General features: G+C 64.9%; 23 protein-coding genes. 13 read left to right on the top strand and 10 right to left on the bottom strand.

Going from position 1 to position 20,402, the window contains the following annotated elements; all coding sequences use genetic code 11:
* Positions 1-282: 282 nt before the first annotated feature.
* Positions 283-2,202: an NACHT domain-containing protein gene (locus tag EGY25_RS10195; RefSeq protein ID WP_135194866.1), complete on the bottom strand. Its 1,920-nt coding sequence runs from the start codon at positions 2,200-2,202 to the stop codon at positions 283-285.
* A 309-nt stretch (positions 2,203-2,511) separates the two neighbouring features.
* Here EGY25_RS10195 and EGY25_RS10190 point away from each other — a divergent pair, with 309 nt between their 5' ends.
* Positions 2,512-2,712 carry a hypothetical protein gene (locus tag EGY25_RS10190; protein ID WP_135194865.1) on the top strand — a complete coding sequence of 67 codons (201 nt, stop codon included), beginning with the start codon at positions 2,512-2,514 and terminating at the stop codon, positions 2,710-2,712.
* A gap of 19 nt (positions 2,713-2,731) precedes the next feature.
* Here EGY25_RS10190 and EGY25_RS10185 read toward each other — a convergent pair whose 3' ends face one another.
* A complete protein-coding gene (locus EGY25_RS10185; protein WP_135194864.1) occupies positions 2,732-3,028 on the bottom strand; it encodes a hypothetical protein in 297 nt (98 codons plus the stop codon).
* A 175-nt stretch (positions 3,029-3,203) separates the two neighbouring features.
* Here EGY25_RS10185 and EGY25_RS10180 point away from each other — a divergent pair, with 175 nt between their 5' ends.
* Together EGY25_RS10180 and EGY25_RS10175 are read left to right on the top strand one after the other, a co-directional pair.
* Positions 3,204-3,770, top strand: a complete 567-nt coding sequence (locus EGY25_RS10180) for a hypothetical protein (protein ID WP_135194863.1) — start codon at positions 3,204-3,206, stop codon at positions 3,768-3,770.
* 273 nt (positions 3,771-4,043) lie between these two features.
* Positions 4,044-5,549 (top strand): DEAD/DEAH box helicase, encoded by a 1,506-nt coding sequence (locus tag EGY25_RS10175; RefSeq protein ID WP_432417371.1) that lies wholly within the window; start codon positions 4,044-4,046, stop codon positions 5,547-5,549.
* A gap of 101 nt (positions 5,550-5,650) precedes the next feature.
* On the opposite strand, the gene EGY25_RS10170 is transcribed toward EGY25_RS10175, so the two are convergent.
* Together EGY25_RS10170 and EGY25_RS10165 are read right to left on the bottom strand one after the other, a co-directional pair.
* Positions 5,651-7,018 (bottom strand): OmpP1/FadL family transporter, encoded by a 1,368-nt coding sequence (locus tag EGY25_RS10170; protein WP_135194862.1) that lies wholly within the window; start codon positions 7,016-7,018, stop codon positions 5,651-5,653.
* A gap of 162 nt (positions 7,019-7,180) precedes the next feature.
* Positions 7,181-7,957 (bottom strand): competence/damage-inducible protein A, encoded by a 777-nt coding sequence (locus EGY25_RS10165; RefSeq protein ID WP_135194861.1) that lies wholly within the window; start codon positions 7,955-7,957, stop codon positions 7,181-7,183.
* A 98-nt stretch (positions 7,958-8,055) separates the two neighbouring features.
* Between EGY25_RS10165 and map the strand changes: the two genes are divergently transcribed.
* From map to EGY25_RS10130, 7 genes are all read left to right on the top strand, one after another.
* On the top strand, positions 8,056-8,874 hold the full coding sequence (gene map / locus EGY25_RS10160) for a type I methionyl aminopeptidase (RefSeq protein ID WP_135194860.1): 819 nt from the start codon (positions 8,056-8,058) through the stop codon (positions 8,872-8,874).
* Between the two features lie 267 nt (positions 8,875-9,141).
* Positions 9,142-9,867, top strand: a complete 726-nt coding sequence (gene radC, locus EGY25_RS10155) for a RadC family protein (protein WP_135194859.1) — start codon at positions 9,142-9,144, stop codon at positions 9,865-9,867.
* Positions 9,864-10,388, top strand: a complete 525-nt coding sequence (locus EGY25_RS10150; protein WP_135194858.1) for a GNAT family N-acetyltransferase — start codon at positions 9,864-9,866, stop codon at positions 10,386-10,388. The genes radC and EGY25_RS10150 overlap by 4 nt, the downstream gene beginning before the upstream one ends.
* Positions 10,389-10,445: 57 nt before the next feature.
* The gene (locus EGY25_RS10145) at positions 10,446-10,688 is read left to right on the top strand and encodes a BolA/IbaG family iron-sulfur metabolism protein (protein WP_135194857.1); all 243 of its coding nucleotides are present in this window, start codon (positions 10,446-10,448) and stop codon (positions 10,686-10,688) included.
* Between the two features lie 3 nt (positions 10,689-10,691).
* Positions 10,692-11,594: an aldo/keto reductase gene (locus EGY25_RS10140; RefSeq protein WP_135194856.1), complete on the top strand. Its 903-nt coding sequence runs from the start codon at positions 10,692-10,694 to the stop codon at positions 11,592-11,594.
* Positions 11,595-11,687: 93 nt separating this feature from the next.
* On the top strand, positions 11,688-12,041 hold the full coding sequence (gene grxD / locus EGY25_RS10135) for a Grx4 family monothiol glutaredoxin (protein ID WP_135194855.1): 354 nt from the start codon (positions 11,688-11,690) through the stop codon (positions 12,039-12,041).
* A complete protein-coding gene (locus tag EGY25_RS10130) occupies positions 12,041-12,481 on the top strand; it encodes an acyl-CoA thioesterase (RefSeq protein WP_135194854.1) in 441 nt (146 codons plus the stop codon). Before grxD ends, EGY25_RS10130 begins: the two co-directional genes overlap by 1 nt.
* On the opposite strand, the gene EGY25_RS10125 is transcribed toward EGY25_RS10130, so the two are convergent.
* Positions 12,465-12,845, bottom strand: coding sequence for a hypothetical protein (locus EGY25_RS10125; protein ID WP_167762532.1), 381 nt, complete (start codon positions 12,843-12,845; stop codon positions 12,465-12,467). The two genes, EGY25_RS10130 and EGY25_RS10125, sit on opposite strands and share 17 nt — an antisense overlap.
* 277 nt (positions 12,846-13,122) lie before the next feature.
* On the opposite strand from EGY25_RS10125, the gene EGY25_RS10120 reads away from it, so the two are divergent.
* Positions 13,123-14,226, top strand: coding sequence for an NADH:flavin oxidoreductase/NADH oxidase (locus EGY25_RS10120; RefSeq protein ID WP_135194852.1), 1,104 nt, complete (start codon positions 13,123-13,125; stop codon positions 14,224-14,226).
* Between the two features lie 13 nt (positions 14,227-14,239).
* Here EGY25_RS10120 and EGY25_RS10115 read toward each other — a convergent pair whose 3' ends face one another.
* From EGY25_RS10115 to rpsD, 3 genes are all read right to left on the bottom strand, one after another.
* Positions 14,240-16,600 carry a bifunctional diguanylate cyclase/phosphodiesterase gene (locus EGY25_RS10115; RefSeq protein ID WP_135194851.1) on the bottom strand — a complete coding sequence of 787 codons (2,361 nt, stop codon included), beginning with the start codon at positions 16,598-16,600 and terminating at the stop codon, positions 14,240-14,242.
* 96 nt (positions 16,601-16,696) lie between these two features.
* A complete protein-coding gene (locus tag EGY25_RS10110) occupies positions 16,697-17,077 on the bottom strand; it encodes a hypothetical protein (RefSeq protein WP_135194850.1) in 381 nt (126 codons plus the stop codon).
* 134 nt (positions 17,078-17,211) lie between these two features.
* Positions 17,212-17,829 carry a 30S ribosomal protein S4 gene (gene rpsD, locus EGY25_RS10105; RefSeq protein ID WP_135194849.1) on the bottom strand — a complete coding sequence of 206 codons (618 nt, stop codon included), beginning with the start codon at positions 17,827-17,829 and terminating at the stop codon, positions 17,212-17,214.
* A 260-nt stretch (positions 17,830-18,089) separates the two neighbouring features.
* On the opposite strand from rpsD, the gene EGY25_RS10100 reads away from it, so the two are divergent.
* A complete protein-coding gene (locus EGY25_RS10100) occupies positions 18,090-18,311 on the top strand; it encodes a hypothetical protein (RefSeq protein ID WP_135194848.1) in 222 nt (73 codons plus the stop codon).
* Here EGY25_RS10100 and EGY25_RS10095 read toward each other — a convergent pair.
* On the bottom strand, positions 18,308-19,246 hold the full coding sequence (locus EGY25_RS10095) for an MBL fold metallo-hydrolase (RefSeq protein WP_135194847.1): 939 nt from the start codon (positions 19,244-19,246) through the stop codon (positions 18,308-18,310). The two genes, EGY25_RS10100 and EGY25_RS10095, sit on opposite strands and share 4 nt — an antisense overlap.
* Before the next feature lie 100 nt (positions 19,247-19,346).
* Positions 19,347-19,958 (bottom strand): superoxide dismutase, encoded by a 612-nt coding sequence (locus tag EGY25_RS10090; RefSeq protein WP_135194846.1) that lies wholly within the window; start codon positions 19,956-19,958, stop codon positions 19,347-19,349.
* A 148-nt stretch (positions 19,959-20,106) separates the two neighbouring features.
* On the opposite strand from EGY25_RS10090, the gene EGY25_RS10085 reads away from it, so the two are divergent.
* Positions 20,107-20,397: a hypothetical protein gene (locus EGY25_RS10085; RefSeq protein WP_135194845.1), complete on the top strand. Its 291-nt coding sequence runs from the start codon at positions 20,107-20,109 to the stop codon at positions 20,395-20,397.
* The last annotated feature ends 5 nt before the right edge of the window (positions 20,398-20,402 follow it).

Here is a 20,402-nt window from a genome sequence, read left to right as displayed (position 1 = left end):
GTAAGACCCAGCAGCATCATCCTGCCGATTATGTCCGACGCCCTGGCCGACAACACCGACCCTCCGCTTGTGTCCGCTCAGCATGAACTCGGCTACCTTGGCCGTACCGGTGCGCATCGACCACACCCGATGCCGGCATCAGAGCGAAAACATACCGACCGTGATGGAGGTCTCAATTTCCTTGCCCGTGCCTACAAGCAGGCCGAGGGCCTATAGCGCAGGGTTACTAGCAAACCTATCGGTAATTGCGACAGTACCGACGTGGATATGCTGGAAGAACATCTAGTTAGCAGCGGCGCTAATAATCGATGCTAGTGATGCTCCCTGCCCACGATTCCTTTTTTCGATATCGTTCTTGATTTTCTTCCAGGCTCGAATTTCGCGATCTATGCCCTTATGAGCGAGCAGTGCTGTTCTAAGTGACGTCGAAGCATATTCGAGTTCCACCAACGAGCCCGGATCGTCGTCGTGCAGCTCGGTGGCTTGTCCAGTTCTTTTGAACTGCAAGTACATTTCAGAATCCCCGACGAGGTGAAGGAACTCAGACTCTACATCTTTATCTTTTGAAATAGCTGAGAGGGCGCGAAAAGGTTCGTCAGGCTCTCGCCACTGATCGGCAAGACGATGGATGTCATAAAGCATCCAAAGAGCCATAGCCTGATTGCCCTTCGTGGTCTCAGCATTGCCAGCAGTGACCTTATCATCACCTATGCTTATTTTGTCAAATATATCAGGTATTGCATCAAAAGGATCATATTGATCGTTTTGCGCCCTCACATGAGATAATAAATCATCAATTGTTGGCAGAACCCATGCGCGCTCAAAAAAGTTCGGAGACATCTCAAGCAGCATTTCCAAAACGCTATCCGATTCAGCCCGATTAACGAGAGGGTCTATCATCATTCTAGCCTGTTCATCATTCAGTTTAGAGATAAAAACAGCCGTAAAATATTCCTGAAATGAGCGATGGACAAATGTAATATTTATTCCATCTCTTTGTAGTAGACACGACGACTCTACCAGGTCAGTCTTTACATCTTCAGCTTTCGCAGAAAAGTCGAAATATAAAAGTGACTTTTCGATATGGTCGCTTGCTTCTCCCTCGCCAAACTCGTACCTGTTTTCCAAATAAGTCGATGCACAAAAATATGAGAACGTGTCGCGGAACTCGTCTGGAGATAAGCCGGAGTATGATTTTCTAGTGTAAACGCCCTTGCTCCTGTCGTGCCGTTGTGAAAGCACGTCAAATGCCTGCCTATAAAATATATGTATTTTGGCCGGTATTTCAGAATAGTAAGAGTAGGTTAATAGCATCATAGATACCATTAGTGGTATTGACATAAAGTCTTGATGCTCGGCATATAGCCTTGACCTTACATCATCAAGGAATGCCGATTTCTTCTCGTCGTCATAATCAATCTTTGATATCAAAGATAAAGTCTGGTCTATCGACATTCTTAAAGCGTGATAGGTCGAAAATGATCCTAATCCGGGAAGATTGTCTTCGGGTCGGGATGTGATGATTACTGGAAGTCCGGGGTACTTATTGACAATCTCTTCTATTTGAATCCCAATCTTCTGCCTAAAATCATGGTCGATTTCGTCAAACCCATCTAGGATCAATCCGAATCTCCCGGATTTCAAAGATGAAGCTAGCATCTCTCCGGTGTAAGATGGCGCATGCTCCGTAATAGATTTCAGTAAAGCGGAGTTTAGGTCTTTACTCTCTAGCTTATTTAGATAGCGCAGCTCATAAAATATTGGAATTCTCGCTTGATTGGATCGCAAAAGGTCTGAGCATATTTTCTTAATAAGCATAGACTTGCCGCCGCCCGCCGTCCCAAATATGAGCAGCTTTCCGCCAGCGTCGAACGCTGACCTTATAGAAGTGTCAGTAGCGGCGTCGCCGGATATCTCATAAGAGAGCGGCACATAGATATCGTCGATGTGTACAGACTCGTCTGGATGAACGATTGTTTTCACCCATAAGGTACGGCGCAAAACGGCGTTGGCGTAAACGCCGAGTTCGCTAGTCAACTTTGCCTTTACTTTTGTTAAGCTTGACTTCAGGCGCGCTGCTGCGCTGGCAGCCAAACTATCGTAGATGTGGGTGGCTACACCGATAGCCACTGCGTTGGCGTCGAGATTTGTCATGGGCGTAGATTGGAAGTGATTCGGCGTGCGGTCGACATCTGTCTGCATATCCCCCTTCTCCTCATCCCCATGTAAGCAACAATGTTAGCGGCGATGCCGCGTCGAAACATGCCCGACCCCCATCCTCCCGCCCCTTCGCGCCCTTCGTCGACCCTTCCCGACCCTCGCGCGCCTGAGCCCTGAAACTTTATTCCCATCACGCCGGAACACGGGGTGTGTCGTCGCGACCCCCCGTCCTTTCAACACCTTGCGTCCCCGGCCGGTCCTTCCGGACTCCTCTTTCTCAGCACGGGGGCGGGCGGGAGCATAATGGTGGGGCCGGGCATCAGGTCCGGCGGTGAGGCGGGGAAGGATTGGATGACGGCACGGGACGGGAAGGGGGCGCAGCCGCTGGAGCGGGTGGCGGCGCGGATGGCAGAGGCGCAGAGCCTGCTGGAGAGCATGCTGCGCCTGCAGAAGATGATGCAGGCCGGGGCGCCGGGGAAGATGCAGGATGTCCTGCTGGCCCGGCTGGAGCGGCAGGCCGCGCGGCTGCAGGCCGGGGTGCGGCGGCGATGAAGGCCCACCCGCGCACCACCTATGTCACCGCCGGGGCCGAGGCCTGGGCGGCGGCGCGCGCCAGGGCGGCGGGATCACTGGAGTAGGGGGGCGACAGGTCGGCCGCGTCCTGAGACGACAGGGGTTGGGGCGCGGGCGGCGGGGTCTCGGTGCGCGGGTGGCGCGACCAGCCCTCCTTGGTGGCGCGGGCGCGCAGGGCGGCCTCGGTGACGCCGTGGCGGGCGGCGACGGTTTTGGCGTCGAGGCCGGAGAGATAGTCCTGTCGGACCTGGGTCCAGACCTCGGGCGGTTTGATCTTGTATCGGCGTTTTTCCATGCGGACAGTGTGGGGCGGTCTCTACCTCAGGCCGGAAGACGGGCGATTTTCGAGGCTAGAGACCTGATTTTCCACGTCGCGACATGTCAGGTACGGCGCGCCAGCTATCCTAAATCGGCGCGGGGCGAGGCTTGCGTCCGATGATGACGCAGGGGCGTGCGACGACCCTTTCCCCATGAGCCAGGGCATACATCGCAAGATCCGGCCGGACGCCGTCTGGGCCGAGGTTCGCAAGGCGTGGGAGGACGGCGAGACCGCGCGCTCGGTCGCCGCGCGCTATGACGTGGGGGTCCATGCCCTGTGGAAGCGGCGCGAGGCGGAGGGGTGGAAACGGCCCGATCCGGCGCAGGCGGGGCCGATCGAGCCGGCGGAAGGCTGGGACCGGCATATCCAGGCGCGGCGCGACGCCTTTTCCGCCCAGCTGGAGGATGCGCGAGCGCTGGCGGAGTGTCTGGCGGCGGCGATGCAGGACGAGCGGCTGACCCGCGCGCCCCACTGGCATATTCCGTGGCTGTATCACTGGCGGGCGACGCATCTGGGGCCGGAGGCGACGGCGCGGGACCGGGCGCGGGCGCGCGAGAGGGGACAGCCGTGGGCGGAACGGTTCTGGGACGAGGACGGCAGGCTGAAGCCGCTGGCCTGGCTGGATCTGGAGATGGCGCGGCTGCATCCCGAGGACTGGCGCGCGGCCATCGGATTGCCCGACGGCCTGCCCGAGGCGGCGACGCGATACGCCCCCTGATGTGTGCGGCAGTTGACTTATCGGCGATAAGCGCCCATTTGCGCTGCGTCGCACAATCGCGATCTCCGGCGTCTCCAGCGCGTGTGGGTCTGATCCAGACCTGTCTGTAGAAGCCGCCGGCCCCTCATATCCATTCGCTGCCCGGACACGCGGGGCGGCGCCCGATCCACCCCGCAGGCCTCATTCCTTGAGGCCCCGTCGGGACTGGCGGTGCGCGGCCCGACGGCGTCATGCCATGGCCGATGCGCGTCGCCGCTACGCGAAAGACACACTGTGAGCATCACCTTCGAATCCATGGGCCTGAACAAGGCCCTGCTGCAGGCCTTGGCCTCGACCGGCTACACCACGCCGACCCCGATCCAGGAAAAAGCCATCCCCGACGTCATGGCCGGCAAGGACCTGCTGGGCATCGCCCAGACGGGCACCGGCAAGACCGCCGCCTTCGCCCTGCCGATCCTGCACCGCCTGGCCGAGAACCGCATCGCCCCCAAGCCGCGTACGACGCGCGTGCTGGTCCTGAGCCCCACGCGTGAGCTGGCCACCCAGATCGGCGACAGCTTCAAGGCCTATGGCGCCCACCTGGGCTTCCGGGTCGCGGTCATCTTCGGCGGCGTGAAATACGGCGGTCAGGAGCGGGCCCTGCAACAGGGTCTGGACATCCTGGTCGCCGCGCCGGGCCGCCTGCTGGACCACATCCAGCAGAAGAACCTGGACCTGTCCTCGACCGAGATCTTCGTGCTGGACGAGGCCGACCAGATGCTGGACCTGGGCTTCATCAAGCCGATCCGCCAGATCGTTTCCAAGATCCCGGCCAAGCGCCAGAACCTGTTCTTCTCGGCGACCATGCCCAGCGAGATCGGCAAGCTGGCGGGTGAGCTGCTGAAGGACCCGGTCAAGGTCCAGGTCACGCCGCAGTCGACCACGGTGCAGCGCATCAGCCAGTCGGTCGTCTATATCGAACAGGGCCGCAAGCGCGCCCTGCTGACCGAGATGTTCTCGGATCCCGAATACACGCGCTGCCTGGTCTTCACCAAGACCAAGCACGGCGCCGACAAGGTCGCGGCCTATCTGGAAGCCGGCGGCGTCGAAGCCGGCGCCATCCACGGCAACAAGTCCCAGCCCCAGCGTGAACGCACCCTGGCCGCCTTCAAGGCCGGCAAGCTGCGCGTCCTGGTCGCCACCGACATCGCCGCACGCGGCATCGACGTGGACGGCGTCTCGCACGTCGTGAACTTCGAACTGCCGCACGTGCCGGAAAGCTATGTCCACCGTATCGGCCGCACCGCGCGGGCGGGCAAGGACGGCACCGCCGTCAGCTTCGTCGCCGGCGACGAGATGAAGCTGCTGAAGGATATCGAGAAGGTCACGCGTCAGAAGATCCCGGCCATCGACCGCCGCAACGACAAGGCCCTGGGCCAGCTGGACGCCACCATCATGGCGACCGGCGTCGGCAAGAAGGCGACCATGCCGGAACGCGAAGGCGGCGACCGCAACGAAGGCAACCGTGGCGAAGGCCGTGGCGGTCGTGGACGCAGCCGCGTCCCGCATCGCGACGGCGTGCGCCCGGAAGGCGGCGGCCAGCCGCATCGCCAGCGTCGCGCCCGTCCCGGCGAGACCCCGGCGGCCCCGCGTCCCGAACGCGCCTACAACCCCCTGGCCGGCGAGCGCGTCCCGTCGATCAACGACAACGTCAAGCCGGCGGAAGGCGAAATGAAGCGCCGTCCCCGTCGTCGCCCGTCCAACGGCGGCAAGGGCTATGTCGGCGGCGCCAAGGCGTAGGATCGAACGGCGGGGTTCGCGCCCCGCCTTCATCTTGAGACAATAAAAAACGGCGGCTCCTGCGAAGGAGCCGCCGTTCTCATGTCAGGCGTGTGCGGACCTTAGAAGGCCCAGGTCGCGCCCATCGAGAAGCCGACGCCCGAGCCCTTGGCCTCGCCGCGCAGGTTCGAGATGACCAGGCCGTTGCCATAGACGTCGCGCGTGTCGTTGATCTGCGCGGTGTCGATGTCGATGTAGGTCACGGCGCCGTCGAAGGTCATCGAACCGACCGTCTTGGACAGGCCGGCGGCGTAGAGCCAGCGGTCGCCGTCCGGGATACGGGCGGTGCGGTGGTCGTCCGAGGTCGGGGTCGGGTCGTAGCCCAAGCCGGCGCGGACCGTCATGGTCGGGTCGATCTTGTAGTCGAAGCCGATCGAGCCGGTGGTGACGTCGTCATAGTCCTGAACGATGGTCGACGAGCCGGTGGCTCCGTAGGCGACGCGGATGGCGTCGAACTCGCTCCAGCCGATCTGGTTGACCTGAGCGTTCAGGGTCAGGCGATCGTTGACGGCGTAACGGGCCGAGACGGTGGCGTACCAGGGCGTGTTGAAGCTGGCGACGCCGTCAGCCGAGACGTTGGCGGCGGCCAGGGCGCCGGTCAGGCCCGAGATGTTCACGGTGCCTTCCAGCTCGTGCTCGATCTTGGAGCGGTAGGACAGACCCAGGTCCAGCTTGCCGAAGTGCATCTGGGCGCCGGCGTTCCATCCGTAATCCCAGCCGTCGCCTTCCAGTTGGTTGCGGCCGTCGGTCGCTGCAGGGATCAGCACCAGCGGAGCCACGCCAGCAACGGTCGGCAGGTTCGGCAGAGCCGAGGACAGGGTCGCCTTGGCGTACTGGGCGTCGAAGCCGGCGCCGATGTCCAGCCAGTCGGTGACCGTCATGGCGGCGACCAGGCTGACGTTGGCCGAGCGCAGCTCGGACGTCAGGGCGTCGTAACGCGCGAAGTCGGGCTGTTCGTACTTGGTGGTGAAGTTGTAGGGCGCCTGAACGGCCAGGCCGACGTTGAAGCGGTCGCCGATCGGCATGGAGACGGCGAAGTTGGGCACGATGCCGCTTTCGACCACGTCATGGACGTGCGGATCGCCGGCGACGACGGTCGAGCCGCTGAGAATCGTGCCGGCCGGGAACGGCGGGGTCGGAGCGGGCAGATTGTAGCTGAGGGTGGAGCCGCGGTTATCGACGTCGGAGTCCAGGATCAGGCCGTGCATGCCGAGATAGACTTCGCGTTGCGTGCCGGCGATGGCGGCGGGGTTCCACCACAGGGACTGAACGCCCTTGTCGGCGCCGACGCCGGCGTTGGCGCGGCCCTGGGCGCGCGTCGATTGTTCCTGAACATAGAAGGAGCCGGCCATGGCCGGGGCGGCGACGCCGGCCAGCAGCACGGTCGTCAGGGCGAGCCCGCCCACGCGGGCGAAGTTCCTGGAGGTCATTTCAAACACCTAAGTAAACGTCGACCGCTTTACGCGCGGTCGATCCGGGGAGGAGCCCACTCAGCGTTCACGGCGCGAAAGCGTTGCGGGCAAGGCCCCCATCGGACCGGAAACGGGCGAAACCGTGGCGCCTGAGCCGCACATGATCACGGCTTCGAGAGGTTACGTTGCGGCAACATCGATGCCCATATTTCGCAGTTCGGCGATCAAATCTTGCGCCGCCGCCTCGACCAGGCCCGCGTCACGGCCACGGATGACCAGCTGGGTTCCGATCTCACCGACGCTGCCGTGGCCGAACGGATAGCTGCCGAACGACAGGTCACGACGCAGATTTGCGGCGGCCCGCAGCACATCCGCCACAGCCCCCTCGCCCACCCCGCTGACCTTCAGCGTCCGGGCATGAACGACGGAGCCGGTGCGCAGACGCGGCGCCACGTCCTCCAGCATCGCCTGCATGATCCTGGGCACGCCGGCCATGACGAAGACATTGCCGACGTGAAAGCCGGGCGCGTCGGTGACCGGATTGGCGATCAGCGCCCCGCCCTGAGGAATGCGGGCCATGCGACGGCGCGCGGCGTTGAAGTCGTCGCCATAGCGGCGCGCCAGGATCGCCAGGGCCTCGGGATGTTCGGGCAGGGCCACGCCGAAGGCCGCCGCGACGGCGTCGGCGGTGATGTCGTCGTGCGTGGGGCCGATGCCGCCGGTGGTGAAGACATAGTCCCAGCGCGACCGCAGCGCGTCGAGCGCCTCGATGATCCGGTCGTGGTCGTCGGTGACGACCCGCGCCTCCATCAGGTCGATCCCCAGCGCGGCCAAGAAGCGGGCGATGGTGTTGGTGTTCGTGTCCTGGGTCCGGCCCGACAGGATTTCATCGCCGATGACCAGCACGGCGGCGGTGGGCCCAGCAATGGGCCCGGCAGTGGGATCGACGTCGGTCATGCGGGAATCCAAACTCGGGGTTGAGGTTTCATGCTATAACGACCATCTGCGGCGAACGGATTGCGCCGTATCCCCGCCTTTTGCAGACCGATCGCCCCATGTACGAAACGCCCGAAATCGAAACCGACGTCCTGGTCCGCTCTAGCGCCATTCGTGTCCACCAAGCCGAAGACTTCGAAGGCATGCGCAAGGCGGGCCGTTTGGTCGCCGAGGCGCTGGACATGATCGCCGCGCATGTGAAGCCCGGCGTCCTGACCAGCACGATCGACGATCTGGTGCGCGAGTTCACCCTGGACAACGGCGGCCTGCCCGCCTGCCTGGGCTACAAGGGCTATGAGAAGACCGTCTGCACATCGATCAACCACGTGGTCTGTCACGGCATTCCCGGCGACCGGGTGCTGAAGGACGGCGACATCGTCAACATCGACCACACCGTCATCGTCGACGGCTGGCACGGCGATTCCAGCCGCATGTATGCGGTCGGCGAGATCAATGCGCGGGCCAAGAAGCTGATCGACGTGACCTATCAGTCGCTGGATCTGGGCCTGGAGCAGGTCAAGCCGGGCAACACCTTCGGCGACATCGGTTTCGCCATTCAGAAGTTCGTCGAGGCCCAGCGCATGAGCGTGGTGCGCGACTTCTGCGGCCACGGCATCGGCCGGGTCTTCCACGACAGCCCCAACGTCCTGCACTACGGCCGTCGCGGCGAGGGCGCGGTGCTGAAGCCCGGAATGTTCTTCACCGTCGAGCCGATGGTCAACCTGGGCAAGCCGCACGTGAAGGTCCTGTCCGACGGCTGGACCGCCGTGACCCGCGACAAGTCCCTGTCGGCCCAGTGCGAGCACACCATCGGGGTGACGGAAGACGGTCTGGAGATTTTCACGGCGTCTCCGGCAGGGCTGTTCCGGCCGAACTGATTCCAGGCTTTCGTCATCCTCCGGCAAGCCGCTTGCGGCGTAGACCGGGGGACCCAGCGGCGCGCGCGAGCGCGAACCTGCCGCAGACGCTTTCATTTGACATCATGCCGATGGACGCATCGCCTTCGGCGCCGCTGGGTCCCCCGGTCTTCGCTGCGCTTCGCCGGAGGATGACGAAAGAAGGTAGTGTTCGCACACGTCGAGCTTGCACGCGCACGCGGATCGCACGATCCTGTGACGGTTGCGCATCTGCGAGCCTGACGGCGTATGACCGACGAAATCCTCACAAAACCCAAACCGCGCCACAGCGGCCATCGCGACCGGCTGCGCGAGCGGGCGGCGAAGGGGGGCCTGGGCGCCCTGCCCGATTACGAACTTCTGGAGCTGCTGCTGTTCCGCAGCGTGCCTTACAAGGACACCAAGCCGCTGGCCAAGGATCTGCTGGCGCGGTTCGGGGGACTGGAGGGGATCGGGGCGGCCAGCCACGAGGCGATCGAGGATCAGGTCGCGCGGTCGATGGGCTATGCCGTCGGCAAGGCGACGCGGGCGATCGCGCTGGACCTGCAGCTGATCTTCGACGTGACGCGGCGGATCGCACGCGAGCCGACGGCGAAACGGCCGGTAATCTCGTCATGGACGGCGTTGCTGGCCTATGTGCGGGTCGCCCTGCAGCACGAGCCGCGCGAGCAATTTCGCGTCTTGTATCTGGACAAGAAGAACCAGTTGATCCTGGACGAGGTGCAAAACCGGGGCACGGTCGATCATGCGCCGGTCTATCCGCGCGAAGTGGTGCGGCGCGCGCTGGAGCTGTCGGCCAGCGCCCTGATCCTGGTGCACAACCATCCGTCCGGGGATCCAACGCCCAGCCGCGCCGACGTCGAGATCACGAAACAGGTTGTGCAGGCCGGGCGCGCACTTAACGTGGAGGTTCACGACCATCTGGTCGTGGGCCGCGACGGGGTGGCCAGCTTCAAGCAACTGGGCCTGATGTGAACGACAGAATACTGACGACCGAACGACTGATGCTGAGCCCGGTCTCGACCGAGGATTTCGACGACCTGCTGACACTATGGTCGAACGAGGATTTCACGCGCCACATCATGGGCCGCGCGCTGGGGCGCGAGGAGGTCTGGTTCCGGCTGCTGCGCGACATCGGCCATTGGGCGGCGATGGGCCACGGCAACTGGACGATCCGGCTGCGCAACGGCGGCGTCTATCTGGGCAGCGTGGGGGTGTTCGACTATCGCCGGGAGCTGGAGCCGCCGTTCAAGGCGCCCGAACTGGGCTGGGGCATTGGGCCGGCGTTCCAGGGCAAGGGCTATGCGGCGGAGGCCCTGACGGCGGTGCTGGGCTGGACCGACCGGACGCTGGGCGGGCGCACCGTCTGCATGATCGCGCCAGAGAACCTGGCCTCGCTGAAGCTGGCGGCGCGGGTCGGTTATCGCCCCTATGCGATCGCGAGCTACAAGGATCACAGGGTTCAGCTGTTCGAGCGGCCGGTTTGCGGCGCGTAGGTCGCCATTAAGGATTATCGGGCAAACTGGCGTCGAACGAACCGCGAGTCCCTGCCCATGCCCATGTCCGTGGAAACGCTGCGCCAGCATCTGGTCGACGCCTTTGCCGACGCCGAGATCGAGATCGAGGATCTGGCGGGCGACGGCGACCACTATCGCGCCCGCATCGTGTCCAGCGCCTTTGCGGGCGTGCCGCGCGTGCGCCAGCATCAGATGGTCTATGCCGCGCTGAAGGGTCAGATGGGCGGCGAACTTCATGCGTTGGCGCTGGAAACCTCGGCGCCCGAGGCGGGAAACTGACCGATGCGCTATAGGCCCTTCGGCGCCTCGGGCGCCGCCATCTCCAACCTGACACTGAACTTCGGCGCCGATGCGCTGAAGCGCGGGCGTGAAGCGGGTCTGGACCTGCTGTATTCGGCGCTGGAAGCGGGCGTCAACAGCTACCGCCTGGACAGCGCCGACCCTGTGGCGGCAGAGGTGCTGGGCGAGGCCCTGTCGCATGTGGATCGCAAGCTGGTCTATGTCAGCCTGACCCTGGGGGCCGGCGACGGACGGGGCGAAGACCGGGATTTTTCCGCCCAGGGCATGACCGCCGCCATCGACCGGGTGCTGCACTTTTCAGGTCTGGGCTGGATCGACGTGGCGGTGCTGCACGAGCCGGGCGAGACCGAACTGGCGCAGTCCTCGCTGAGCGCGCTGAAGGCCATGCGGGCCACGGGACGCATCAAGCTGCTGGGCATAGCCGGCGGCGGCGAGGTGATGGACGCCTATGTCTCGACGGGCGCGTTCGACGCCCTGCTGACCCCGTTGGGCATCAACGCCGACTGGAAGGTCCGCAATCGCATCCGCTCGGCGCGCGATCAGGACATGTCGGTCTTCGCCTATGACTTCTACACCGACCGCCGCTCGGGTCCGCGCATCGCGCCGGTCTTGAAGAAGGGCCTGTTCGGCATCGGCGCGCAGAAGCGACCGCCGGATACGCCGCAGAAGGACGCCTTCGGCTTCCTGTATCGCACGCAGAACTGGACCGCCGAGGCGATCTGCCTGGCCTACGTCCTGACCGACCCGACGGTGTCCAGCGTGATCGTCAACGCCACCGACACCGAACGGCTGGCGCAACTGGCCGCCGCGCCCGAGCGCGACATGCCGCCTGGCCTGGCCGCGCAGATCGAGATGGCGCGCGTCGTCGCCAGCCAGGCCGCCTGACGCAGAGCGACCCGCGCCATACAGATCGTCGCGGACGCCTTGACCGCGCCCTCTCGGCTCCCTAGCTGACGGGCTTCACGAAAGGCCTTTCCCGTGACCGACACCGCCCAGTCCGCCGATCCCGCCCACGCCTTCATCGGCGAAACCGTCGCCCAGAACGACGTCGTGCTGTTCATGAAGGGTACGCCGGACCAGCCGCGCTGCGGCTTCTCGTCCCTGGCGGTTCAGATCCTGGATCATGTCGGCGCCGCCTTCGTGGGCGTGGACGTGCTGCAGGACGAAGCCCTGCGCGAAGGCGTCAAGAGCTTCACCGACTGGCCCACCATTCCGCAGCTCTATGTGAAGGGCGAATTCGTCGGCGGATCGGACATCATCCGCGAAATGTTCCAGGCCGGCGAACTTCAGGCCCTGATGGTCGAGAAGGGCGTGCCGCTCGGCGAGGCCTGATGGCCCGCAAGACGCTGAGCCCGCGCGAGGACCGCGAGGTCTTCGTCGTGCCGCTGGACGTGCGGCCCGAGCACATCGACGCCAATGGACACGTCAACAACGTCGTCTATGTCGGCTGGCTGCAGGACGCTGGCACGGCCCACTGGAACGCGCGCTTCGACGAAGCGACGCGGGCGAAATGGTCGTGGGTCGCGACCCGGCACGAGATCGACTATCTGCGCGGCATCGAGCCGGGCGCGCGGGGCGTGGTCGCCCGCACCTGGGTCGGCGATCCGCAGGGTCCGCGCTTCACTCGCTATGTCCGCATCGAGGACGCCCAGGGCCGCGTCTGCGCCCAGGGCGTCACCGAATGGGTGCTGGTCGACGCCGCGACCCTGAGGCCCCAGCGCATTCCGCCCACGATGCTGGCGGTGTTCGAGACGCCTACTTCAACGGATTGAGAATCCGCGCCGGGGTTCCGGGCTCCAGGCCCAGGTCGGCGTAGGTCCAGCGAAGTTCGACGCCGTCGGCGACCAGAGCCTTGCACAGGTCCGGTTTGGTGCGGCGCAGGGTGATTTCGGCAGGCGAGCCGTCAGACACCGATACTTCGAAATCCGACGCCTGGGTGCAGCCATTTGAATCGACCCGCGCGACCAGGGCGCCGTCGGCAAAGCGGGCCTCGCGAATGGCCTCGGCCGGCGGGGCGTCGTTGCGCGTGACGTTGACCGAGACGTTCTCGCCCGCATCGCTGTCATAGATGACGCAGGCCGACAGCAGCGGCGCGACCAGGGCCGCGACCGCCAGACCCTTTGCGAAACCCCGCATCACTGACCCGAGGCCGGGGCGGTGATGACCCGCGTGGTCGGCTTTTCGGTCGAGACGATGATGCAGCCCGACAGCAGCGGAGCGGCGATGGCGATGGCGAGAGCGAGACGAAGCATTTGGTTGTTCCCCTTTGAAAGCTTGGCCCTTTGTGCCGCGCGGGTCGGTTCCGCACACGTGAATAATCGGCAAGCTGGATGAACAATCGGACAGGCTGGGCTTGAACGCGTCTGCAACCGCCATAGCTACGGTCCCTCCCCTTCCCATCGGATCGTTTCTCATGAGCCTGCTGTTCTCGCCCCGCGCCGTGGGGCCCCTGACGCTGAAGAACCGCGTCGTCATCGCCCCGATGTGCCAGTATTCCGCCATCGACGGCGTGCCCCAGCCCTGGCACGTGCAGCACCTGGGCAAGCTGGCGATCTCGGGCGCGGGTCTGGTCATCGTGGAGGCGACCGGGGTCGAGGCCGCGGGACGGATCACGCCGGACGACACCGGCCTGTGGAACGACGCCCAGGAAGCCGCCTTCGCGCAAATCATCACTGACATCCGCACCTACAGCGACACGCCGATCGGGGTTCAGCTGGGCCACGCGGGGCGCAAGGCCTCGACCAGCGCGCCGTGGAAGGGCGGTCGCGCCTTGGGCGCCGACGAGGGCGCATGGGAGACGTTCAGCGCCTCGGCCGAACCGTTCAAGGACGACTGGCACACCCCGACGGCGATGAGCCAGGCCGACATGGACCGCGTCGTCTCCGCCTTCGAGGACGCCGCGCGCCGCGCCGACCGGGCCGGGTTCGATCTGGTCGAGTTGCACGCCGCCCACGGCTACCTGCTGACCCAGTTCCTGTCGCCCCTGTCCAATCACCGCACCGACGATTTCGGCGGCGGGTTCGAGAGCCGGGCGCGCTTCCCGCTACGGGTCGCGCAGGCCCTGCGCGACGCCTGGCCCCGGACCAAGGCGCTGGGCGTGCGGTTCAACGGGTCGGACTGGGTCGAGGGCGGCATCGCGCTGGACGAGGTCACGGCCTTCGGTCAGGCGCTGCACGACATGGGCTATGACTATCTGCACCTGACGTCGGGCGGCAATGTCGCGCGCGCCGACATTCCGGGCGCCGAGCCGGGCTATCAGCTGCAGTTCGCGCAGGCGGTGAAGGCGGCGACGCCGGACGCCAACGTCATGGCCGTGGGTATGATCTTCGATCCGCAACAGGCCGAGGACATCGTGGCCTCAGGTCAGGCGGATCTGATCGCCATCGCCCGTGCGGCGCTGGACGATCCGAACTGGGCGCATCATGCGGCCGTGGCGCTGGGCGACGAAGAGGGCCTGCCTCCGCAATACGAGCGGGCCGGCAAGAAATATTGGCCGGGCTACGGCAAGGCCGGCTAGGCGGGCGGCCTGATCAGGCGGCGTCTTCCAGCGGTGGTGCGCCGTCCCACAGGACGCGCGCCGCCTGCTGGATGTGGCCTTCGGCCGTCTTCTGCGGGCGACCCAACAGATAGCCCTGAACCTCGTCGCAACCCTGGTCGCGCAGGAAGGTCAGCTGTTCCAGCGTCTCGACGCCCTCGGCCAAAACCGGGATCGCAAGGCTTTCGCCGAGGGCCAGAACGGCGCGGATGATGGCGGCGGATTGCGGTCCGCCGTCCAGTTCCGACATGAAGGAGCGGTCCAGCTTGATCTTGTCGAACGGGAAGGCGCGCAGGGTGGACAGGGACGAATAGCCGGTGCCGAAATCGTCCATGGCGATGGACACGCCCAGCAGCTTCAGCTGGCGCAGCACGTGGGTGGTGCGCTCCATATCGGTGATCATGGCCGTCTCGGTGATCTCCAGCTCCAGTCGCGCGGCTGGCAGGCCAGTCTCGATCAGGATCTGATGCACCAGGCGCGGCAGATCGACGTGGCCCAGCTGGACTGGCGACAGGTTGACGGCGATCTTGTGCGGCTCGGCCCAGGCGGCGGCCTCGGCGCAGGCGGTGCGCAGCACCCATTCCCCGATCGGCAGGATCAGGCCGTTCTCTTCGGCCAGGGGGATGAAGTCCGCCGGTGAGATGAAGGTCCCGTCAGGCTGGATCCAGCGCAGCAGAACCTCATAGCCGGTGATTTCGCCCGTATCGACAGCGGCCTGGATCTGCCAATTCAGGCTGAACTGGCCCTGGTCCAGGGCCTCGCGCATCTGTTGGGCCATGCGCCGGCGGTTGCGCACCGCCTCGTCCATCTCTTCCTCGTAGAAGCAGACGTCGGTCCCCAGCGAGGCCTTGGCGCGGTACATGGCCAGATCCGCGTCGTTGATCAGGGCCGAGATGTCGCGTGCGTCGTCTGGCCAGACGGCGACCCCCACGCTGAGGCCGCAGGCGACCTCGGCATGTTCGAGCATGACCGGCGCGATGACGGCCTGGCGCAGACGGTCGACCAGGCCGAGCGCGTCCTCGCGCTGTTCGACCGCAACCACGGCTACGAACTCGTCGCCGCCCAGACGAGCCACGAACTCGCCGGGGCGCAGGCTGGCCTTCATCCGTTCGGCGATGCGGATCAGAAGCTGGTCGCCCGCGGCGTGGCCGTGAACGTCGTTGACCTCCTTGAACCGGTCCAGGTCGATGGCGAGCAGGGCGACCCGGGTCGCGGCGCTGTCGTCGGCGGTCTGGCGCGTCAGCCATTCGAGGAAGGACGAGCGGTTCGGCAGGCCGGTCAGGCTGTCGTTGCGCGCCAGGTGTGCGATGCGACGTTCCTGGGCCAGGCGCGTGCGCAGGTCGCGCACGGCATAGATCATCAGGTCGGCTTCGACCGCGTGACCGCCGTCGCGACGCACGGCGATCTCGACCGGGATTTCGGTCCCGCCCGCTGCGACCAGCCGTGACTGCGTCAGGCCGCCGACAGTCAGGTCGGCGGTCTGGACGATCCAGCGCGACAGCGGCTCCCCGACCAGCGCGTTGCGGTCCATGCCCGACAGTTCGGCGAAGGCGGCGTTGGCGGCCAGGATCAGGCCGTCCTGCTCGACCACCATGCCGTCCACGCTGCCCTCGATCAGGTGATCCAGCCGCGCCTTGGCCTGGAGCCGGGACTGCATGTCCAGGGCGTGGCTGGCGACGCCGGTGCCCAGCATCATCAGGCCGACGGCGGAGACGGCGAAGGCCATGATCACATTGGCGGAATCGGCGGCGACGGCGTCGACCAGCGGCGACAGGGGTATGACCGTCATCGCGGCCATGCCGGTGAAGTGCAGCGCGACGATCCCCAGGACCATCAACGCGACCGGCGCGATCTGTCCGGGACGGCGTGCGCGGTTGAACGCCAGGGCGCCGAAGACGACGGCGCCCAGGATCGAGGCGGCGATATAGGCGGCGGACCAGTGAATGACCGCATCGGTCGCAAAGGCCGCCATACCGGTATAGTGCATCGCCACGACGGTCAGGCCGAACAGCACGCCGCCGATCTCGGCCGAGAACCGCAGGGTCCGCGAGGCGACCCACAGCGCCAGGGCGCTGCCGGCGATGGCGACGCCCAGGGAGACGCCCGTCAGGACCGGCTCGTAGCGGATGGCGGCGCCCGGCTCATAGGCGATCATCGCCACGAAATGGGTGCACCAGATCGTCGCCCCGGTCGCCACCGCGCCCATGAAGGCCCAGGCCAGACGCGTGCCCTTTTCGGCGGCGCGCAGCCGGCGATAGAGGCGGAAGGTGATGATGGAGCCGACCAGGCACAGGCCGGCCGCGAGCCCGACCAGCCAGAGGTTATGGTCGTCGGTCAGGCAGGTGAGAAAGCGCATGAAAGCTACAGACCGTGGAGAAGACAGCCTGGCTCCGTAGCAGCAGAGAATTTAATCAGACGCGCCCGAACAGGCTTAACCAATCCCTATCCGGGATCAGGAACGCGGCAATTGATAGGGATTGTTGACGCTGATGGGCGAGCCGGGCGGCAGGCCCAGTTCCTCGAACGACCACTTCAGCTCGACGCCCTCGACCAAGTCCTGGCGGCACTTGTCCTCGTCGATGCGGCGCAGGGTGATGACGGCGGCGCCGCCCTGCAGGCTGACGATAGGGATCAGGTCTTCCTTGTCGGTGCAGCCGTTCGAACTGACCCAGAAGACGGCCTCGTCCTTGGTGAAGGCGGCGGCGTGGATCGGCTCCAGCGCGCCGGGCATGCCCTGGGTCGAGACGGACGGCTCGCCGCCGGTGGCGCATGCGGCAAGGCTCGCCGATGCGGCGGCGATCAAGGCCAGTCGTCCGATGATGGAGTCGCGCACCGACGACCTCCCCTGTCTCTCAAAGCCTGAACGGGCCGAGAATGCGCCTGTTCGCCCGTGGAGGGAACAGGGTAAAAAACGAAGGGCCCCGGACGAGTCCGAGGCCCTTCAAACTCAACTGGTCGAGGCTTCGCTTACGAAGCGTAGTATTCGACGACCAAGTTCGGTTCCATCTTCACGGCGTACGGCACGTCCGACAGTTCCGGGACGCGGACGTAGCGAACCGAGAACGAGCGGTCCGACAGTTCCAGGTAATCCGGAACGTCGCGTTCCGACGACGTCTGGGCTTCAATCACCAGAGCCATGCTGCGCGACTTTTCCTTGACCGTGACGACGTCGTCCGGCTTCACGCGGTAGGAGGCGATGTCGACCTTCTTGCCGTTGACCGTGACGTGGCCGTGGTTGACGAACTGACGGGCGGCCCAGACGGTCGGGACGAACTTGGCGCGGTAGACGATGGCGTCCAGACGCGATTCCAGCAGGCCGATCAGGTTTTCCGAGGTGTTGCCCTTGCGACGCGTGGCTTCGTCGTAGGTCTTGGCGAACTGCTTCTCGGTGATGTTGCCGTAATAGCCCTTCAGCTTCTGCTTGGCCTTCAGTTGCAGACCGAAGTCCGAAACCTTCGACTTGCGACGCTGACCGTGCTGACCGGGACCGTAAGAACGCTTGTTGACCGGCGACTTGGCGCGGCCCCACAGGTTCTCACCCATGGCGCGGTCGATCTTGTATTTGGCGCTGTGGCGCTTGGACATTCTATTCTCTTTTCAACGATACGGCCCGGCGTCCCCTCGATTGGGAATGCGATCTCAACGGCGGTCCACGCATCTTCCGTCATCAATCCCGTCGCTGGCGCAAACCAGAGACATGGAAGGCGGCGCTTATGGCCAGAGGGGCTGGCAGAGTCAAGCCGGACGGGCCGTTAAGCACGATGGAATGGAACGATGGCCCGCACCCATCCCTTTCCGACCGGGTGAAGCCTCCAGTCGCCTGAGACGATAGAGGAGGACGAAGGGTGACGAATGAAGCCAAGACCTTCCAGACCGGCCTGTCCGAGCCGGCGTTCGCGACGCTGAAAACCAAGCTGATCGACCTCGTCGAGCCGCTGAGCGACGGTCAGCTGCTCGAACTGGCAGACGGAATTCACGAGATGCTTCGACAGCGACGGATGCTGCGCCAGCACCATGCCGAACGCATGAACGAACGCGCCCGGCACAGTCTGGATCTTCGTATCTAGTCCGTCGCTGATTGCGCCTCTGAGATGAACATCGCCCGGCTCTCGCGGGTGGCGATCTTGCCCAGCCCCGGGAAGGGGAAGTGATAGGCGTAGATGTGGGCGCCGGAGTGACGCAGCGCCGTCACCTGATCCAGCCGCGCCTTCTCGCCCGCCGTCTGATCGTCGTCATAGCCGACGCGCCAGTCGGGATGCTCCACTGACAGAATCCAGTGGTGCATCAGGTCGCCGGTGAAGAGCAGCTGGTTCTGTCCGTCCGCGATCAGATAGGCGACGTGGCCCGGCGTATGGCCCGCCGTGTCCTGGGCCGTGACGCCCGGCGCGACCTCTCCGCCCGGCGCGAAGGCCTGAACCTTGGGCGTGATGATGCGCACCAGATCGGCCAGCTCGGGATTGGCGCGCACCGACGCCCACTCCGCTTGCGACATGCGGATCGCCGCACTGGGAAAGGCCAGGCCGCCGGCGCGGATCAGGCCGCCGACATGGTCGGGGTGGCCGTGCGAGATCAGCACGTCGGTGATGGAGGCCGGATCGACGCCGGCCTTTTGCAGGCTGTCCATCAGCTGGCCCTTGCCCTCGCCCAGGCCGGTGTCGAACAGCATGGTCCGGTCGCCGTTCCTGACCAACAGCGGATGGATTTCCAGCATGATCGGATCGGCCGGCTGTCCTGCGGCGGTCAGGGACGCGGCGACCGCCTGCGGGTTCAGGCCGACGCCGAACGTCTGGTTGTCGTTCTTGACCGGGTTCTCGCCGTCGAACAGGGCGATGGCGTCCAGCGCGCCGACCTTGAACCGATAGACCGGCTTTTCCGCCGGGGCGGCGACCGTCTGCTGCGGCGTGGGCGGGGCGTGATCGCCGGGCTTCTGCTGGCCCGCCTGTGGATTGCACGCCGCCAAGGTCAGGCAGGCCAGGGCCGCCCCCGTCATCATCATCCGCATCGCTTCACTCTCCGTCTGTAGAACCTGAATCGAAAACGCCCGCCGGAGGTTCCGGCGGGCGTCGTCTTGTCTCGATCTAGATCGCGATCTGTGGCGGGCCTTACTTGGCGGCTTCGTACAGTTCGTTGACCTTGTTCCAGTTCACCACCGACCAGAACGACTTCAGATAGTCGGCGCGGCGGTTCTGGTATTTCAGATAGTAGGCGTGTTCCCAGACGTCGGCGCCCAGGATGACTTCGCCGCGCTCGTCCACGACATCCATCAGCGGATTGTCTTGGTTGGGGGTCGAGGTGATCTTCAGCTTGCCGTTCTGGACGATCAGCCAGGCCCAGCCCGAGCCGAACTGTGCGGCGCCGGCGGCGTTGAAGTCTTCCTTGAACTTGTCCATGCCGCCCAGGTCGGCGTCGATGGCGGCGGCGAGTTCAGCGGACGGTTCGCCGGCCTGATCGGCCGGGGCCAGCAGTTCCCAGAACAGGCTGTGGTTCCAGTGACCGCCGCCGTTGTTGCGGACGGCCTTGGGCGCGGTCGAGATGCTGGTGAAGATCTCTTCCAGCGACTTGCCCTGCAGACCGGCGTCGGCGTCGACGGCCTTGTTCAGGTTGTCGACATAGGTCTGGTGGTGCTTGTCGTGGTGGAAGGTCATCGTCTCCTTGTCGATGGCCGGCTCCAGCGCGTCATAGGCGTAGGGCAGCGGGGGCAGGGTGAAGGCCATGTCAGTCTCCTGAAGACGGTTTGTTCCTGAACCCCATTTAGGGGCTGTGGCGTCTGACCCAAGCGATTTCATCGCGTTTTTGTTCAGCTTGGCCATTTGCATTGGCCCACAAGGCGCGCGATTGTCCATCCGTCAATCGGAGGCTGTAATGTCGCGTATCGCATTCGTCGCTGTGCTGGCGCTCGCCGTTTCAGCAAGCGGCTGCGCTGGTTTCGAGGCGCTGGACCAGGCTGCGGCGGACATGGCCAACCAAACGCCGACCTGCACCCAAGAGCCCGCCATCGGCGCGGATAACTATGGGGGCAAGACCTGCCGCGTCAGTCATACGGTCTGGTCTTCGACGACGACCACCGTCGAGGAGACGGGCAAGGCGCCCGTGACGACCCGCACTGTCACGACGCCTTCGGGAACCACGACCGAGATCGCGCCGACGCCCTGAGGGTA

This window comes from Brevundimonas intermedia (assembly GCF_004614235.1).
In the GTDB taxonomy this organism is placed as follows: domain Bacteria; phylum Pseudomonadota; class Alphaproteobacteria; order Caulobacterales; family Caulobacteraceae; genus Brevundimonas; species Brevundimonas intermedia_A.
Note: the sequence above shows the minus strand (reverse complement) of the source record. Positions and strands in the feature narration are given on the sequence as shown.